The sequence below is a fragment of the Nocardioides houyundeii genome (genome assembly GCF_002865585.1).
GTDB lineage: Bacteria > Actinomycetota > Actinomycetes > Propionibacteriales > Nocardioidaceae > Nocardioides > Nocardioides houyundeii.
Genome location: NZ_CP025581.1, coordinates 1,005,627 through 1,021,882 on the forward strand (window position 1 = coordinate 1,005,627; position 16,256 = coordinate 1,021,882).

Consider the following 16,256-nt stretch of genomic DNA (forward strand, 5'->3'; position numbering starts at 1 on the left):
GTCAGGCGCGCTCGAGCAGGAAGACCGGGATCTCGCGGTCCGTCTTCTGCTGGTACTCCGCGTACGGCGGGTACGCGGCGACGGCGCGCTCCCACCACTCCTGGCGCTCGGCGCCGGTGGCGATCCGGGCGAGGTACTCGTGCTTCTCCGCACCGTCCTGGAGCTCCACGCGCGGGTTGGCGACGAAGTTGTGGAACCACACCGGGTGCTCCGGTGCCCCGCCCTTGGAGGCGACGGCGGCGTAGACTCCGTCGTGCTCCACGCGCATCACCGGGTTCTTGCGGAGGTTGCCCGAGCGAGCACCCTGGGAGGTGATCACCACGATCGGCCGGTCCGTGATGGTGTTGGCCTCGGCCCCGTTCGAGGCCTCGTAGGCCGCGACCTGGTCGCGGACCCATTGCTCGGGACTCGGTACGTACTCGCCCTTGAGTGTCATGCCTCCATGTCAGCACGCGGAGTGCCCAACCAGTGGTGCTGTCCGTCTGCTGGTCGCGGTGCCGCGACGTGCGTCACTAGGCGCGCTCGGGCGGCCCGCGCAGGACTACGTTGGGACCAGACCCACCCACGCGCAGGCTCAGGAGGACCCGGTGCAGCAGATGTCCCCGCAGACGATCGTCCTGCACGGCCACGAGCTCTCCTACGTCGACGCCGGAGAGGGCTCCGTGGTGCTCTTCATCCACGGCATCCTCGGCTCCCAGCACAACTGGAAGCACCTGGTGGACCGGATGGACGACACCGAGCGGGTGATCGTGCCCGACCTCTTCGGCCACGGAGCCTCCGCGAAGCCGATGGGGGACTACTCGCTCAGCTCGCACGCCGCGACCCTGCGCGACCTGCTCGACCGTCTCGGCATCGACACGGTCACCCTGGTGGGCCACTCGCTCGGCGGGGGGATCGCCATGCAGTTCTTCTACCTCTTCCCCGAGCGGGTCGAGCGGCTGGTGCTGGTGGCGAGCGGGGGACTGGGTCGCGAGGTCAGCCCGCTGCTGCGCTCCGCCACGCTGCCCGGCGCCGAGCAGGTGCTCGGCGTCATCGCCTCGCGGTGGGTGCTCACCCAGGTGGAGGCGATCGGCCGGGCGGCTGCGAAGGTCGGCTGGAAGCCCGGAGCCGACGTCGGGGCGATCTGGCGGGGTTTCACCTCGCTGGGGGACCGGGAGAGCCGGAAGGCGTTCCTGGCCACCACCCGCGCCGTGGTGGACCCGGGCGGGCAGACCGTGAGTGCCCACGACCACCTCGCCGACGTGGTGCCGCTGCCGATCCCGATCATGCTGGTCTGGGGTTCCAAGGACCGGATGATCCCCGCCTGGCACGCGATCAGCGCGCAGAAGTCGGTTCCCCAGGCCCGCGTGGAGCTCTTCGAGGGCGCGGGCCACTTCCCGCACCTCGACGACCCGGACCGGTTCGCCGACCTGCTGCGCGACTTCATCGCCACCACGCCCGGGCGCGTGTCCGAGGACTGAGCCCGCGCCGTACGACGCGGACTCATCCCGCCCGGGGTCAGCGACCCCGGGCCCGCAGTGCGTTGGTGAGCAGTGCCACCATCGCCTCCACCTGGATGTCGGCCGAGGCGGTCACCTCCTCGTCCGAGCCGTCGAGCGCCCGGGCCGCGAGGCCGGCCTTGCTGTCGATGAGCTCGGCGATCCTGGTGTCGATCGTCTGGGCGGCGATGATCCGCCAGGCCGTGACCGGCTCCTCCTGGCCGATCCGGTGCACCCGGTCGATCGCCTGGGTCTGCTCGGCGTCGGTCCACGACAGCTCTGCCAGCACCACGTTGGAGGCGACCTGCAGGTTGAGGCCGACCCCGGCGGCGGTCAGCGAGCAGACGACCACGGCGACGTCGGGGTCGTTCACGAAGGCGTCGATGTTCTTCTCGCGCACCTTGGGCGTCTGGTTGCCGCGGATGGAGGCGTAGCGGATGCCGCGCCGCTGGAAGATCTCCTCGCAGGTGTCCATCACGTCCACGTGCTTGGCGAACAGCACCACCTTGCCGACGCTGCGGGCCAGCTGGGTGGCGTAGTCGGCAGCCAGCGGAGCCTTGGCGGTGCCGATGCGACGGATCATCGAGAAGACGTTCTCCCCGGCGGCGTTGTCGTCGGTCTCGTCGCGCTCCCACTCCGCGACCCGGCGCACCAGCTCCTCGTCGATGCCGTCGACGAGGCTCGCCGCGCGGTGCTCGGGCTTGCGGGCCGCGATCACCCGGTCGTAGCGCTCCACCAGGCGGCGGGCCAGCTCGCGCTCGGCCTCGCGGATGGAGCGTCCTGCCTCGTCGTCGAGCTCGACGGGGATGTCGGCGATGCGGCGCGCGGGGATGTCGGCGGCGACGTCGACCTTGCGACGCCGCACGATGCCCATGTCGACCACGGCGCGACGGGCGGCGGGATAGAAGGCCTTGTCCTCGGGAGTGAGTCCGGTCTCCTCGAGACGGGCCATCAGCTCCGGCATGGGCTTCTGCTCGTCGATCCAGCCCAGGAACTGCCAGATCGAGGTGAAGTCCTCGATGTCGTTGATCAGCGGGGTGCCGGTCAGGGCCATCATCAGCGGGCGCACGTGCCGGGCCCGGATCCGGTCGGCCAGCTGCAGCACGTGCTGGGAGCGCTGGGACTTCCGGTTCTTGATGAAGTGCGCCTCGTCGACGACCATCCCCTTGAACCCCAGGTCCCCGATCCAACCCACGTGGCGGTCCAGCACCTCGTAGTTGACGATGACGATGTCGGCGAAGCCGTCGATGTCGTTGCCGTCGCCGTGGATCACGGTCGCCTTGTGCCTCGGGGTCCACATCTTGGCCTCGCGCGCCCAGTTGGTCTTCACCACGTTGGGCACCACGACGAGCAGCGGGTAGGCGTCGGCGGCCTGCGCGGCGAGCAGCGCCTGCGCGGTCTTGCCGAGTCCGGGCTCGTCGGCCAGCAGGAAGGTCCGGTGACCCTCCTGGACCGAGGCGACCAGCTGGGCCTGGTGACGCATCATCTCCAGGCCGTCGCGGGTGCGCCGCAGCTTCGGGTCGGGCATCTCCAGGCAGGCGGGGGCGCCGTTCGCCAGCTCGAAGGAGCGCAGCAGGGGGCCGATCAGCTCCCAGTTCGCGAGCCGATGGGTCTTGGGCTCGATCCGCTTGGCGACGGCGTCGAAGTCAGGGGCCTGGAACGGGTTGGCGAGCTGGCGGGCCAGCACCGTCTGCGGCACCACCCGGCGCTCGGTCACCGCGGGGGCCTCGCCCTCGGGAGCCTCGGGGGTCTCCTCCTCGGGGGCCTCCAGTCCGGCCTGGGCGATCATCTTGCGCCGCAGCGCACGCGCGGCGTCGCTGACCTCCGCGTCCTCGGCGAGCAGCATCAGCAGGCTGGTGTCCCGCGCAGCGGTCTTGGCCAGGATGGTGGCCACGCCGTCGAGCCGCTTGAGCTGCTCGGCGCGCTGGGCCTCAGTCGCCTCGGCGTCGGCCTTGACCCGGGCCCGCTCCTCGCGCACGAGCAGGGCGACCACCTGGAAGCGGGTGCGCGCCGAGGGGGAGACGCGGCCGCGCTGGGCCTCGCTCTCGATCTCGCGGACGGCGCGTGCGAGGACCGGGATGATCCCCTCGTTGTCGAGTCGCCGAGCCCTCTTGGGTCGCCGGTTCGCGCGGTTGCCGCGGGTCGCGGACTTGGTCTGGCCGGACAAGGTCCTCCTCGCCAGTGCGTGGTGGGGCGCCGGTTCTGGGCCCTGAACAGTGGTTCTCGGTGGGGCGCGGCCGACGATCGCGGCGGAACGACTCTCACGGGGAGAGCGAGCCTCTCGGAGGAGTGGTGCAGACGAGCCACACTCCGGGGCCGTGCGAGCACGATCGTAGCGCGTGATCGGGGAAGGTCACAGCAGAGGTCATTTTCCGAGGATCGGCCGTCGGTCCGCGGCGCGGGCCAGCCACCCGAGCGCCAGTCCGACAGCCACCCCGATCACGGTCTCCACGCCGCGGTCCAGCAGCAGCGTGCCGGCCGGGACCGGCGCCACCAGGTGCACCATCAACAGAGCCAGCGGGGTGACCGCGACCAGTGCGATCGCGTAGTTGCGGCCCACCCACAGCTCGGCCGCTGCCTGGAGCACCACCACCACGGCGATCAGCGCCAGACCGCTCAGGTCCAGGCCCAGCAGTGCGGCGGCGAGCAGCAGCCCGGCCAGCGTGCCCACCACCCGGTGCAGTCCCCGGACCGCCTGGGTGCGGGGGTCGCGGGAGGCCAGCGGGACGACGGCCGAGACCATCGCCCAGTAGGGGTGGCCGATGCCGGCCGCGGTGGCCAGCGAGCCGGCGACCAGGCAGCCGGCCCCGTTGAGCAGGACGTGCCGCAGCGCCACCGCGGCGTACGACGGGCGGAGGAACGCGGTCCGTTCGGCGCTCTCCGGCCGGCGAGTGGTGCGCCAGAGCGAGCCGATCCCGCCGACGGCCACCGCGAAGGCGGACGCCCCGCCGGCCACCAGCGCCGCCGTGAGGAGGTCGGAGGGCTCGGACGGCACCGAGGCGCAGGCCGCGAAGGCGAAGACGAGGAAGAGCGGGCCGGGTGGGTGCCAGTCCTGGGCGTCGGAGACCAGCGAGGCGCCCGAGGCCACCAGGGCCGCCACCGGCACGGCCAGCCACTCCCGGTGCTCGGAGAGACCCACCGCCACCCCGAGCACGACCGCAGCGGTGAGCAGGACCGCCAGCGTCACCTGCATCGTCAGGCGCGAGAGGTGCACGTGGCTGCGTCCGTAGAGCGAGGTGAAGGCCCCGAAGGCGGCGTAGATCGACCACTCCTGACGCCCGACTGCCCACAGCAGGAGCAGCGGCACCAGCACCGAGATGCTCGCCCGCAGGGCGACGCGGTGGGATCCGGCGTGCGGCCCCACGCGCAGGGCCTGGGAGAGGAGTCCGGGGGAAAGAGGCACGTTCCAGTGTCTCCTGCGACGAGGCGCCGCCCTCGGTGCGTACCCTTCCGCGCATGGCGACTGAGTTCGACGAGGCGATCGGCATCACCCCCACCGGCGACGGGCAGTACGCCGCCGAGCTCGGCGACGGCTGGCACATCGGCGGTGGCATCAACGGCGGCATCACGCTGGCCACGATCGGCAACGCCATCCGCCACACCCTGGCGGACAAGCCGGACCCGCTCGCGATCAGTGCCCACTACATCGCTGCCGCGGTCCCCGGTCCCGCCACGATCAGCACCCGGGTGCTCCGCGAGGGCCGCACCGTGGCCACCGTGGCGGCGGACCTCAGCCAGGACGGTGCCCAGCGGATCGCGGTGCTGGCGACGTACGGCGACCACGCGCGACTGCCGGCCGACGTACGCACCACGGCGGTGCCCTTCGAGCTGCCGGACCGCGAGGAGTGCGTCTCGGGCGACCTGGCGCCGGAGGAGTTCCGGAAGATGGCTCCGATCGTGGACCGCTTCGACACCCTCTTCGACCCCGAGTGCGTCGGCTGGGCGACGGGCCAGCCCAGCGGGCGCGGCGACCTGCGGGCGTGGCTCCGGCTCAAGGACGGGCGGGAGCCCGACGTGCTGGCGCTGCTGCTCGCCGTCGACGCGCTGCCCCCGGTCGCCTTCGACCTGGGCATGATGGGCTGGGCGCCGACCCTGGAGCTGAGCGTCCACGTGCGGGCGGTCCCGGCGCCGGGCTGGCTGCGGGTGCGCACGCACACCAGCAACCTGGCCGGGGCATGTTCGAGGAGGACTGCGAGGTCTGGGACTCCGCCGGGCGGCTGGTGGCGCAGTCGCGTCAGCTGGCCATGACTCCCCGCTGACCCAGCCCTCCACCGTGGAGGCGGCGCGGTTCGAGGCGCCGCCGCCGGTCAGTCGAACCAGCTGCGGGACATCCTGGCCACGTATCGCAGCCGGGGGTACTCGGTCACGGTCCACAAGGCGTCCTCCGAGGGCCAGTAGGTGAGGTCCTCCGGCCCCACCGGGACGGCCCACCGCCGGCGCCGCAGGGCGCCGGGCGACCCGGTGAAGACCGAGCCCGGCGTGGTCGGCCCGTTGGAGACCGTGATGTGGTGCCGGCCCCGAGCCACCACGGCCCCCTGCATCCGTGCCAGGCCGCGGTCCTCGAGCAGGGGCCGGGACCAGCCGTCCTCGTCGGTGGCCGGCAGCCAGGTGTCGGGGTCGAGGTCGAAGTGGGCGATCCGGGTGGTCTGGGCGCCCCGGCCGTACTCCCCGGCCAGCAGCCCCGGCGGGTCGGACCGGCGGTCCAGGGAGAGGAAGGAGTAGCGGAGCTTGGTGACCCCGTCGTCGGCGTACGCCTTGTGGGTCAAGCGCACCGGCAGGATGTAGTGGTGCCCGAAGGAGGCCACCCGGCCGTCGACGATGCCGATCTGGTCCGGGCGCTCGTTGTCCCCCGGCACCCGCATCAGGTCCTCCACCCGGCAGGTCACGAAGCCGCGGGCGGTGGCCGCGATGTGCAGGTAGGGCCCGGCCCACACGATGCCCCCGGCGTGGATGCGCAGGCCGCCCAGCCGCAGCCGTCCCTGGTCGTCGAGCTCCGGCACGACCAGCAGCACGTGCCGGTACCGGAGCGTGTCGAGGTCCAGGAACGTGAGCCGGGATCCGCGCGCCACCCCGTCGACGGGCTTGGAGTACCAGGTGGTGACCAGCAGCCGGCGGCCGTGGACCTCGCCGGTCTCGCTGGCATCGGCCGAGGAGGTGATGCCCTGGGGCCACCACACCGGGTCGCGCCGGTCGTGGGCGTCCCAGGTGATCGCCCGGTTCACCGCGCGCCCCATCAGTCGCCCGGCGAGCGACTTCCGTGCCTGGAACTTCAGGTCGGACAGCAGGTCCTCCAAGCCGGCGCGCCCGCCCAGCACGTCGGCCAGGGCATCGATCTCGGCGTCGTTCTCCTGGGTCCGTCGCAGGTGTACGCCGACCCCGGCGTCGTTGCGCTCAACCATGCAGGCCACCGTAGTCTCGAGCCATGACGACCTCCGCCAAGACGACCCAGATCACGTTGGCCGCCCGCCCCGTGGGCGAGCCCGACGACTCGACCTTCGGCACGGTCACCACCGACCTCCCGGAGCTCGCGGAGGGTCAGGTGCTGCTGCGCACGGTCTACCTGTCCCTGGACCCCTACATGCGGGGCCGGATGAGCGCGGCCAAGTCGTACGCCGCCCCCTGGGAGGTGGGACAGGTGATGCAGGGCGCGACCGTCTGCGAGGTGGTGGAGTCCCGCTCGGACCGTCGCAAGGTCGGCGACCTGGTGCTCGCCTACAGCGGCTGGCAGACCTACGCGGTGGCCGACGCCCGCCACATGCGCTCGCTGGACCCCGCCGCCGCGCCGGTCTCCACCGCCCTGGGCGTGCTCGGCATGCCCGGCTTCACGGCGTACGCCGGACTGCTGCAGATCGGCCGCCCCAGCCGGGCGAGACCGTCGCGGTGGCCGCTGCCACCGGCCCGGTCGGGTCCGCGGTCGGCCAGATCGCCAAGCTCAAGGGGGCCCGCGCCGTCGGCATCGCCGGCGGCGAGGAGAAGTGCCGCGCCCTGATCGAGGAGTTCGGCTTCGACGCCGCGGTCGACCACCGCTCGCCCACGTTCCGCGAGGACCTCGAGGCGGCCACCCCCGACGGGATCGACGTCTACTTCGAGAACGTCGGCGGACCGGTCTTCGACGCCGTCTCCCGCCGGCTCAACAAGTTCGCCCGGATCCCTGTCTGCGGGCTGGTGGCCAACTACAACGCGACCTCCGCGCCGCAGGGCCCCGACCAGCTGCCCGGCTTCATGGGCCGGGTGCTCAGCCTGAGCCTGACCATCCGCGGGTTCATCCAGGACGAGTTCGTCGCCGAGCACGAGGCCGACTTCGTCCGCGAGATGTCGGCGTGGGTCGCCGACGGGTCGGTGCGCTACCGCGAGCACGTGGTCGACGGCCTGGACAACGCGCCCGAGGCGTTCCGGGGCATGCTCTCGGGCCGCAACTTCGGCAAGACCGTCGTCCGGGTCGGCGCCGACCCGACGTCGGCCTGAGCAGGAAGGGCTGACGGCGATGGCTCTGGTGGTGGGTGCCGCGATCGTGGACCGGGGTCGGGTCCTCGCGGCCCGGCGCACCCAGCCGGCTGCGGCCGCGGGGCGCTGGGAGTTCCCGGGCGGCAAGGTCGAGGACGGCGAGGCGCCCGACGAGGCGCTGGTCCGCGAGATCGCCGAGGAGCTCGAGTGCGGCATCGAGGTCAGCACCTGGCTGGACCCCGTCGTGCCCCTGCCCGGGGGACACGAGCTGAGCGTCGCCGTGGCATGGCTGGTGCGCGGCGTCCCGGTGCCGCTGGAGCACGACGAGCTGCGCTGGCTGAGCGCGGCCGAGCTCGACTCGGTGGACTGGCTGGAGGCGGACCGGCCGTTCCTGGCCGAGCTGGCGGAGGTGCTCTCGGCATGAGCGCCGTCCCCCGAGCGGTCTTCTTCGACGAGGACGACGCCCGCGCGGTCGCCTCCCGGCTGGTCCGCGACGGGTACGCCGCCCAGGTGGAGCGCGAGCGTCTGGCGGGCGAGGACGACGACGACGACCACCCCTGGGCGGTGCTCAGCGACGCGCCCGGGTTCCTGCTCGAGCTCCTGGTCGACGAGTACGACGGGTGGCTCGACGAGGTCGGCGACTCCGGGGCCGACTCCGGGGCCGGCGGCGCCGGCGCACCACTGCCGCCGCCCCTGCCCGACGCGCCCCGGCGGATCAAGCGCCCCGACGGCCGGTCCGGTGCCGCTGGTGGGGCCGACTAGGCTCGCTCCATGACTGACCAGCGACTCCTGCTCGTGCACGCCCACCCCGACGACGAGTCCATCGGTCAGGGCGCCACGATGGCGAAGTACGTGGCCGAGGGTCGCGGCGTCACCCTGGTGACCTGCACCGCGGGCGAGATGGGGGAGATCCTGGTCCCCGAGCTGGAGCACCTCGGCGCTGACGCCGACGACCGCCTGGGCGAGCACCGCAAGGGCGAGCTCGCGGCGGCGATGAAGGCGCTGGGCGTCACCGACCACCGCTGGCTGGGCGGCTTCGGCCGCTACCGCGACTCGGGGATGAAGTGGCACCCCGACGGCCACGCCGTCGCCGCGGACGACATCAACGACAACGCCTTCTGGCGCGCCGACCTCACCGAGGCGGCCGACCACCTGGTGGAGGTGATCCGCGAGGTGCGCCCCCAGGTGCTGGTGACCTACGACCAGTTCGGCGGCTACGGCCACCCCGACCACATCCAGGCGCACCGCGTCGCGACGTACGCCGTCTCCCTGGCGGCGGTGCCCTCCTACCGTCGCGACCTCGGCGAGCACCACGAGGTGTCGAAGGTCTACTGGGGGGCGATGTCGGAGTCCAAGATGCGCGAGGGGCTGCGCATGATGCGCGAGGCGGGAGACACCACCTCCTTCGAGGGGATGGACCCCGACGGCCCGCTGCCGCACTTCGTGACCCCCGACGCGGACCTCGCCGCCGCGGTCGACGCCCGCGACTACGTGGACACCAAGATGGCGGCCCTGGCCGCGCACGCCACGCAGATCACCACCGACGGCCCGTTCTTCGCACTGTCCAACAACGTCGGGGCCACCGCCTGGGGCGTGGAGTACTACCGGATCGCCAAGGGCTCGCTGGGCCCGGTGGGCCCCGACGGGCTCGAGACCGACCTCTTCGCGGGGCTGTGAGCCGGGCGCCCTGGCTGCTGCACGTGCTGGCCGCGGTGCTGCTCGCGGTCGTCGGTGCGGTGTCGGGTGCGGCCGCGGTGCTGCTGCACGGCAACGGGTGGTGGGCGCTGCTGCTGGCCTACGCGGCCGCCTGCTGCGTCCTGGTCGCGCTGCCGCCCGGCTGGTGGGCCCGACTGCCGTTCGCGGCGGGCTGGGTGCTGGCGCTGGCCTACTGCATGACACCCCGGCCGGAGGGGGACTTCCTGATCGCCGACGGGCCCAAGGGGTACGTGCTGCTCCTCCTCGGTCTGGTGGTCGGCGGGTGGGGAGTGGTGAGCCTGTCAAGCGGACGTCGGGTCCGGGATCTGCCAGATGTAGGTCCTTCCTCCTAGACTCGCCGCGTGCTCGGAACCAAGTCAGCAGCCCCTCAGCCCGCTCGCGGGCCCGTCGACGACGATCAGGAGAAGGCGGGCGGTCGCGTCGTCGCCCTGCTCCTGCTGGGCCTGCTGGTGCTGGTGCTGGGTGGCTATGCCGTCGCCCACCAGCTCGCCGGGGACAAGGTGCCCCGCGGCGCAACCGTCTCGGGGATCAAGATCGGCGGCCACAGCCCGGAGAAGGCGGCCAAGGTGCTCGAGCGCGGGCTGGCAGAGCGAGCGGCTGCCCCCATCGAGCTGGTCGTGGACGGGAAGCCCCGCTCGGTGACCCCGGAGCAGGCCGGTCTCTCGGTGGATTACCAGTCGTCGGTGGCCGACGCGGGCGGCGAGGACTCCTGGTCCCCGGGCCGGCTGTGGGACTACTTCACCGGCGGTGACGACCGCGACGCCGTCGTCGTCGTGGACGAAGGAGCGATGTCGGCGCTGCTGGACCAGGTCGACTCCGAGGCCGGGCGACCCGCCAAGGAGGGCGCGGTCATGTTCAAGGGTGGCGAGGTCAAGACCCGCAACGCGCGCACCGGACTGTCGCTGGACCGCGACGCGGCCCGCGAGGCGCTGGAGACGGCGTACCTCGGCGAGCCCGCACAGGCCAGCGCCGACCTGGTCGAGACCGAGCCCGAGATCGACGAGGCCGACGTGCAGCAGGCGCTCACCTCGTTCGCCAACCAGGCCGTGAGCGAGCCGGTGACCCTGACGTTCGAGGGCCGCAGCGTGCGCCTGGCGCCCGCGGACTACACCCCCGCGCTCTCGCTGGTGCCCCAGGACGGTGCCCTGGTCCCGCAGCTGGACGCCGAGGCGCTGGCCGACGTCGTGGACGGCGCGGTGGCCGACGAGGGCGGACCGGTCGACGCCACCGTGGAGCTGGTCAACGGGCAGCCCACGGTGATCCCGGACAAGCCGGGCGCCAGCTTCGACCAGGGGCAGATCGACGCCGCGTTCCTCGACCTGGTGGCAGCCCCCACGGGCCAGCGCACCCTCGCGGTCGACTCCACGGTCGCCGAGGCCGAGTTCAAGACCGCGGACGCCGAGGCGCTGCAGATCAAGGAGAAGGTCTCCAGCTTCACCACCTACTTCCCCTACGCCGAGTACCGCAACGTCAACCTGGGCCGGGCGGCCGAGCTGATCGACGGCACCGTGCTCAAGCCGGGGGAGACCTTCTCGCTCAACGACACCGTGGGGGAGCGCACCCGGGAGAACGGCTTCACCGAGGGCTTCGTCATCAGCGACGGGATCTTCAAGGAGGACCTCGGCGGCGGGGTGTCGCAGATGGCCACCACGGTGTTCAACGCGATGTTCTTCGCGGGCCTGGAGGACGTGGAGCACAAGCCCCACTCCTTCTACATCGACCGCTACCCGGTGGGTCGGGAGGCCACGGTCGCGTGGGGGGCGGTCGACCTGCGGTTCCGCAACAACACCGACCACGGGGTCCTCATCGACGCCAAGGTGAGCCCCAGCTCGCCGTCCAGCCAGGGTTCGGTGACCGTGAGCATGTGGTCCACCAAGGTCTGGGACATCACCTCCAGCACCAGCGATCGCTACAACTTCACCCCCGCCCAGACCCGGACGCTGGACACCGAGGACTGCTACCCGAACTCCGGCTACGGCGGCTTCGACGTCGACGTCAAGCGGATCTTCCACACCCCGGGCTCCAAGAAGGTGGTGCGCACCGAGACGTTCAGCACCACCTACACGCCCTCGGACTCGGTGGTCTGCACGCCCCCCGCCGGCTAGGCACGCCGGAGGGGCCGCCCCGCTCGGCGCCGGAGCTAGCGAGCCGGCCCGGCCAGGAACCGGTAGGCGTGGTGGGTGGTGAACCCCAGCCTCCGGTAGAGGCCGACCGCGGGATAGTTGTCCTCGACCACCTGCAGGTACGCCGTGGTGGCCCCGCGGGAGGCGGCCCAGTCCAGGGCCTCCGCGATCACCGCGACCGCGAGGCCCTGCCTGCGGTGCGTCGGGGCGACCCAGGTCGCGTGCAGGCCGGCCCAGTCGCCGTCCAGGGCCACCCGGGTCCGGGCGTGCGTGCCGACGCTGACCGTGGCGCGGTCCCCTTCCTCGGTGAGGACCACGCCCGTGTCCGGGGGCCGGCCCACGGTGCGCAGCACCCGTGCCAGCGACGCCACCTGGAACAGCGCGTCCCCCTCGTCCGGCCGCGCGGCGGTCCAGCCCAGCCGCGTCAGCTCCTGGTCGTTCTCACCGTCCACCTCGACCTGGGCCAACGCTGGTTGGGCGTGGGCGGAGTAGAACTGGGCCACGGCGGAGGCAGCCACCGGGAGCGGCACCCCGGGGTCGCCCATGGCGAGCACGGAGTTGGCCCGGGCGACCAGACGTCCCCGGGGATGCTCCGGCTCCGGCTCCAGCAGCCCGCCGGCGCGCAGCACCCAGTCGCCGAGGTCGGAGCGGTCCAGGTCGGGCCACATCGAGAGCGTGTGCAGCTCGGCCTCCCGCGCGCTGACCCGCTGCCGGACCGAGGCACGCGGCGGGACCGGCTTGCCCGAGACGATGTCGCGGACCCGGATCTCGACGGTCTCCCCGTCGGCGCGCTCGATCACGCAGCTGTGCTGGGTCCAGCTGCGGCAGATGCCCAGCACGTCGGTCATGGCGGGTCCGCCCGAGGGGCCGGTCTGGCCGGGCAGGATCCGCCGGACCACGACGCGTTGCCCCACCACGTGGGGTCCGAGCGTGTGGGCGCCGGGGGCGGCGCCCGGATGGTGGGGTTCCGACGATGCAGGCACGCGGGGATACTAGGCTGACCCCAGCCCATCCGCGCCAACCCAGGAGGTTCCGGTGACCTACGTCATCGCCCAGCCGTGTGTCGACCTCAAGGACCGCGCGTGCGTCGACGAGTGTCCCGTCGACTGCATCTACGAGGGCAAGCGGATGCTCTACATCCACCCCGATGAGTGCGTCGACTGTGGTGCCTGCGAGCCCGTCTGCCCCGTCGAGGCGATCTTCTACGAGGACGACACCCCGGAGGAGTGGAAGGACTACTACGACGCCAACGTCAAGTTCTTCGACGACCTCGGCTCGCCCGGTGGCGCGGCGAAGATGGGCGAGATCGACAAGGACCACCCGATGATCGCCGCTCTGCCCCCGCAGAACCAGGACCACTGAGCTCCTCGGTGGCAGACCTGCGTAGCCGTGCGGCGACCCCGGTCTCCGCACGGCTCCCGGACTTCCCTTGGGACCAGCTGACCGAGCACGCGGCGCGTGCTCGCTCACACCCGGACGGGATCGTCGACCTCTCGGTCGGCACCCCGGTCGACTCCACTCCGCAGGTGGCCCAGCAGGCGCTCCGCGAGGCTGCGGACGCTCCGGGCTACCCGGTCACCATCGGGAACGTCGAGACCCGGCAGGCGGCGATCGACTGGCTGGCGCGCCGGTTCGGTGTGACCGGTCTGCGTCTGGACCCCGAGCCCGGGTCCGGCGAGGGCGCGGTGCTGCCGGTGATCGGCTCCAAGGAGCTGATCGGCGCGCTGCCGCTGCACCTGGGCATCGGCCCCGGCGACCTGGTGGTGCAGCCGGAGCTGGCCTACCCGACGTACGAGGTGGGTGCGACGCTGGTGGGCGCGGAGGTGCTCGCCGCGGACAGCCTCACCGCGATCGGTCCACGGACGCCCCGGCTGCTGTGGCTCAACAGCCCCTCCAACCCGACCGGGCAGGTGCTGACGCCCGAGCACCTGCGCAAGGTCGTGGAGTGGTGCCGGGACCGGGGCACGCTGCTGGTCTCCGACGAGTGCTACCTGGAGTGCGCCTGGGACGCCGAGCGGCCGCCGACCAGCGTGCTCCATCCCGACATCAGCGGCGGCAGCCACGAGGGCATCCTCGCGGTCCACTCGCTCTCCAAGCGGTCCAACCTCGCCGGCTACCGGTGCGCGTTCGTCGCCGGCGACGCGGCCGTCGTCGCGGAGCTCCTGGCGGTTCGCAAGAACCTCGGGCTGCAGATGCCCGAGCCGCAGCAGCGGGTGATGGCCGCGACGCTGGCCGACGACGAGCACGTGGTGGCCCAGCACGCGCGGTACGCCGCCCGCCGGGCCGTGCTGCGCGAGGCCCTGGAGGGCGCGGGCTTCCGGATCGACCACAGCGAGGCCAGCCTCTACCTGTGGGCGACCCGCGACGAGCCCTGCTGGGACTCGGTGCAGTGGTTCGCGGACCGCGGGATCCTGGTCGCCCCCGGCGCCTTCTACGGTGCGGCGGGAGAGCGCCACGTGCGCGTCGCCTTCACCGCGACCGACGAGCGGGTGGCTGCTGCCGCCGCTCGGCTGCGCGCCTGAGCCGACGATCAGGCAGGCACGTCCACGTGCACGTGGTCCCGGTGCTCCAGGATTGCCCGGTCCCCGGAGGATGAGCGCGGCACCCGGTAGTCGCGCCAGCCGTCGTCGGAGCGCCGGGCCTGCCAGATCCGGTCGTCGAAGATCACGGTCTGGATGTCCAGCCGGGCCGCCTGCGCCACGAAGTAGTGGGCCATCGCCCAGCCGAGCCGTCGGTTGTCGGGGCTGACGGGGCGCACGAACACGTCGACCGCCCGTCCCTCGTAGTGCGCCGAGCCCTTCATGTGGCCCTCGCGCACCCCGCCCGGGGCGAAGCCGCCGAACGAGCGCGGGCCGAACGCCGCCTCCACGTCACGGCGCACCAGGTCGGCCCGCGCCGTCAGGCCGGTCTCGGTCAGCTCGAGCGATGCCGCAGAGGCGTCCTGGTCGACCACGCAGGTGAACGCCTGGGGGGAGTGCCCGGTCAGGGCCGAGGCGAGGGTGCGGGCGTCCTTCTCGTGGTCGGCGTACGCGTCGGGGTACGCCGAGCGCTGCACCTCTTGGGCGGCGACGGTGATCGGCAGTGCCGTGTAGTCGCCGATCTTGTCCAGCGCGTCGTAGAAGGCGTTGGTCGCGAAGTAGGGGTTGGTCACCTGCTCGCGCGTGCCCCAGCCCTGGGAGGGACGCTGCTGGAACAGCCCCAGGGAGTCTCGGTCGCCGTAGCTGATGTTGAGGATCTTCGACTCCTGGTACGCCGTGGCCAGGGCGATGGAGGCCGCGCGGGCGGGCATGCCGCGCTGCACCGAGATGGCCACGATCAGCGCGGCGTTCTCGGCCTGCTCCGGGGAGAGCCGCACCGTGTGCCCGTCGACCTCGGCGACGCACTCCTCGCGCGCCAGGAGCGGGCCCACCCCTCGGTCGAAGACGAGGCCCACCCCCACGAACAAGGCACCGGCGACAAGGATCGCCAGCGCCCAGCGCCCGACCCCGGCCCGCCGTGCGGTCACGACTAGTCGTTGGCGTGGAGGGCAGCGTTCAGGGTGATGCCCTGGGCCTTCCACGCGACGGCCTCGATGGCTCCGGTGACCGAGTTGCGGCGGAACAGCACGTTGTCGGCGCCGGAGAGCTCGACAGCCTTGACGACCCGCTCGCCGTCGTCGTCGCGGACGCTGACCTTGGTGCCAGCGGTGACGTAGCAGCCGGCCTCCACGACGCAGTCGTTGCCGAGCGAGATCCCGATCCCGGAGTTGGCGCCGAGCAGGCACCGCTCGCCGACCGAGATCACCTGGGTGCCGCCGCCCGAGAGGGTGCCCATGATCGAGGCGCCGCCTCCCACGTCGGAGCCGTCGCCGACCACGACGCCGGCCGAGATGCGGCCCTCGACCATGGAGGTGCCCAGCGTGCCGGCGTTGAAGTTGACGAAGCCCTCGTGCATCACGGTGGTGCCGCTGGCCAGGTGGGCGCCGAGCCGGACCCGGTCCGCGTCGGCGATGCGGACCCCGGCGGGCATCACGTAGTCCACCAGCCGGGGGAACTTGTCGACGCCGAAGACGGTGACGTGCTGACCGCTGGCGCGCAGCCGGGCACGCGTCGCCTCGAAGCCCTCGACCGCGCAAGGACCGGCGGAGGTCCACACCACGTTGGAGAGGAGGCCGAAGAGGCCCTCCAGGGAGATGGAGTGCGGCACCACCAGGCGGGTCGAGAGCAGGTGCAGCCGCAGCCAGACGTCCTGGGTGCTGACCGGAGCCGCGGACAGGTCGGCGATCTCCACCAGCTCCACGGAGGTGCGCACCCGGCGTGCCTCGTCCTTGCCCTCCAGGGCCGTCAGCTCGGCGGGCGCGCCCTGGGCGCCGGCGTCGCCGGCGGAGCCGAGCGCGGGGGCGGGGAACCAGACGTCGAGGACGTTGTCGGAGGCATCACGGGACACGAGGCCGTAGCCCCAGGCGGCAGACTGGATCACCTGAGCAACTCTACGGGGACGGTCGATACCCTCAAGT

The 16,256-nt window shown here is 72.5% G+C and carries 17 protein-coding genes and 1 pseudogene; 11 read left to right on the plus strand and 7 right to left on the minus strand.

From position 1 onward, the window contains the following. Position 1 precedes the first annotated feature (1 nt). Positions 2-436: a nitroreductase family deazaflavin-dependent oxidoreductase gene (locus C0R66_RS04875; RefSeq protein ID WP_101523757.1), complete on the minus strand. Its 435-nt coding sequence runs from the start codon at positions 434-436 to the stop codon at positions 2-4. Positions 437-596: 160 nt separating this feature from the next. Here C0R66_RS04875 and C0R66_RS04880 point away from each other — a divergent pair, with 160 nt between their 5' ends. Next, on the plus strand, positions 597-1,460 hold the full coding sequence (locus tag C0R66_RS04880; RefSeq protein ID WP_101526044.1) for an alpha/beta fold hydrolase: 864 nt from the start codon (positions 597-599) through the stop codon (positions 1,458-1,460). A gap of 37 nt (positions 1,461-1,497) precedes the next feature. Here C0R66_RS04880 and C0R66_RS04885 read toward each other — a convergent pair whose 3' ends face one another. Together C0R66_RS04885 and C0R66_RS04890 are read right to left on the minus strand one after the other, a co-directional pair. After that, positions 1,498-3,645, minus strand: a complete 2,148-nt coding sequence (locus C0R66_RS04885; RefSeq protein ID WP_241901572.1) for a DEAD/DEAH box helicase — start codon at positions 3,643-3,645, stop codon at positions 1,498-1,500. Between the two features lie 198 nt (positions 3,646-3,843). Then, positions 3,844-4,881, minus strand: a complete 1,038-nt coding sequence (locus C0R66_RS04890) for an FUSC family protein (RefSeq protein WP_241901573.1) — start codon at positions 4,879-4,881, stop codon at positions 3,844-3,846. A 53-nt stretch (positions 4,882-4,934) separates the two neighbouring features. Between C0R66_RS04890 and C0R66_RS04895 the strand changes: the two are divergent. Next, a pseudogene (locus C0R66_RS04895) lies at positions 4,935-5,737 on the plus strand (thioesterase family protein). A gap of 48 nt (positions 5,738-5,785) precedes the next feature. Here the strand turns inward: C0R66_RS04895 and C0R66_RS04900 are convergent. Continuing rightward, positions 5,786-6,877 (minus strand): hypothetical protein, encoded by a 1,092-nt coding sequence (locus C0R66_RS04900; protein WP_101523759.1) that lies wholly within the window; start codon positions 6,875-6,877, stop codon positions 5,786-5,788. Positions 6,878-6,900: 23 nt separating this feature from the next. Between C0R66_RS04900 and C0R66_RS19315 the strand changes: the two genes are divergently transcribed. The 7 genes from C0R66_RS19315 to C0R66_RS04930 are packed head-to-tail and all read left to right on the plus strand — an operon-like array spanning position 6,901 to position 11,743. After that, positions 6,901-7,467 carry an MDR family NADP-dependent oxidoreductase gene (locus C0R66_RS19315; protein ID WP_241901575.1) on the plus strand — a complete coding sequence of 189 codons (567 nt, stop codon included), beginning with the start codon at positions 6,901-6,903 and terminating at the stop codon, positions 7,465-7,467. Beyond that, entirely contained in the window at positions 7,359-7,943 is a 585-nt protein-coding gene (locus tag C0R66_RS19320; RefSeq protein WP_241901576.1) for an MDR family NADP-dependent oxidoreductase, read from the plus strand. Before C0R66_RS19315 ends, C0R66_RS19320 begins: the two co-directional genes overlap by 109 nt. Positions 7,944-7,962: 19 nt before the next feature. Next, on the plus strand, positions 7,963-8,346 hold the full coding sequence (locus tag C0R66_RS04910; RefSeq protein ID WP_241901577.1) for a (deoxy)nucleoside triphosphate pyrophosphohydrolase: 384 nt from the start codon (positions 7,963-7,965) through the stop codon (positions 8,344-8,346). Next, complete coding sequence (locus C0R66_RS04915) at positions 8,343-8,684, plus strand: hypothetical protein (RefSeq protein WP_101523761.1); 342 nt, start codon at positions 8,343-8,345, stop codon at positions 8,682-8,684. The genes C0R66_RS04910 and C0R66_RS04915 overlap by 4 nt, the downstream gene beginning before the upstream one ends. Before the next feature lie 9 nt (positions 8,685-8,693). Next, positions 8,694-9,599, plus strand: a complete 906-nt coding sequence (gene mshB, locus C0R66_RS04920) for an N-acetyl-1-D-myo-inositol-2-amino-2-deoxy-alpha-D-glucopyranoside deacetylase (protein WP_101523762.1) — start codon at positions 8,694-8,696, stop codon at positions 9,597-9,599. Further along, positions 9,596-9,970, plus strand: coding sequence for a hypothetical protein (locus C0R66_RS04925; RefSeq protein WP_101523763.1), 375 nt, complete (start codon positions 9,596-9,598; stop codon positions 9,968-9,970). Before mshB ends, C0R66_RS04925 begins: the two co-directional genes overlap by 4 nt. Before the next feature lie 9 nt (positions 9,971-9,979). Further along, a complete protein-coding gene (locus tag C0R66_RS04930) occupies positions 9,980-11,743 on the plus strand; it encodes a VanW family protein (protein WP_101523764.1) in 1,764 nt (587 codons plus the stop codon). Positions 11,744-11,778: 35 nt separating this feature from the next. Here C0R66_RS04930 and C0R66_RS04935 read toward each other — a convergent pair whose 3' ends face one another. Next, positions 11,779-12,744, minus strand: a complete 966-nt coding sequence (locus C0R66_RS04935; protein ID WP_158647900.1) for a GNAT family N-acetyltransferase — start codon at positions 12,742-12,744, stop codon at positions 11,779-11,781. 52 nt (positions 12,745-12,796) lie between these two features. Here C0R66_RS04935 and fdxA point away from each other — a divergent pair, with 52 nt between their 5' ends. Together fdxA and dapC are read left to right on the plus strand one after the other, a co-directional pair. Next, positions 12,797-13,123, plus strand: coding sequence for a ferredoxin (gene fdxA / locus C0R66_RS04940; RefSeq protein ID WP_101523766.1), 327 nt, complete (start codon positions 12,797-12,799; stop codon positions 13,121-13,123). An 8-nt stretch (positions 13,124-13,131) separates the two neighbouring features. Then, positions 13,132-14,283: a succinyldiaminopimelate transaminase gene (dapC, locus tag C0R66_RS04945; protein ID WP_422385606.1), complete on the plus strand. Its 1,152-nt coding sequence runs from the start codon at positions 13,132-13,134 to the stop codon at positions 14,281-14,283. A gap of 8 nt (positions 14,284-14,291) precedes the next feature. On the opposite strand, the gene C0R66_RS04950 is transcribed toward dapC, so the two are convergent. Continuing rightward, the gene (locus C0R66_RS04950) at positions 14,292-15,266 is read right to left on the minus strand and encodes a VldE C-terminal domain-containing protein (protein WP_241901578.1); all 975 of its coding nucleotides are present in this window, start codon (positions 15,264-15,266) and stop codon (positions 14,292-14,294) included. Between the two features lie 2 nt (positions 15,267-15,268). Beyond that, the gene (gene dapD, locus C0R66_RS04955; RefSeq protein WP_101526048.1) at positions 15,269-16,216 is read right to left on the minus strand and encodes a 2,3,4,5-tetrahydropyridine-2,6-dicarboxylate N-succinyltransferase; all 948 of its coding nucleotides are present in this window, start codon (positions 16,214-16,216) and stop codon (positions 15,269-15,271) included. Between the last annotated feature and the right edge of the window lie 40 nt (positions 16,217-16,256).

What these genes read in the sequence shown, in the direction of transcription:
- C0R66_RS04915 (WP_101523761.1), top strand. Translation starts at nt 8,343, where the DNA reads ATGAGCGCCGTCCCCCGAGCGGTCTTCTTCGACGAGGACGACGCCCGC.
- C0R66_RS04875 (WP_101523757.1), bottom strand. Translation starts at nt 436, where the DNA reads ATGACACTCAAGGGCGAGTACGTACCGAGTCCCGAGCAATGGGTCCGC.
- C0R66_RS04880 (WP_101526044.1), top strand. Translation starts at nt 597, where the DNA reads ATGTCCCCGCAGACGATCGTCCTGCACGGCCACGAGCTCTCCTACGTC.
- mshB (WP_101523762.1), top strand. Translation starts at nt 8,694, where the DNA reads ATGACTGACCAGCGACTCCTGCTCGTGCACGCCCACCCCGACGACGAG.
- C0R66_RS04900 (WP_101523759.1), bottom strand. Translation starts at nt 6,877, where the DNA reads ATGGTTGAGCGCAACGACGCCGGGGTCGGCGTACACCTGCGACGGACC.
- C0R66_RS19315 (WP_241901575.1), top strand. Translation starts at nt 6,901, where the DNA reads ATGACGACCTCCGCCAAGACGACCCAGATCACGTTGGCCGCCCGCCCC.
- C0R66_RS04910 (WP_241901577.1), top strand. Translation starts at nt 7,963, where the DNA reads ATGGCTCTGGTGGTGGGTGCCGCGATCGTGGACCGGGGTCGGGTCCTC.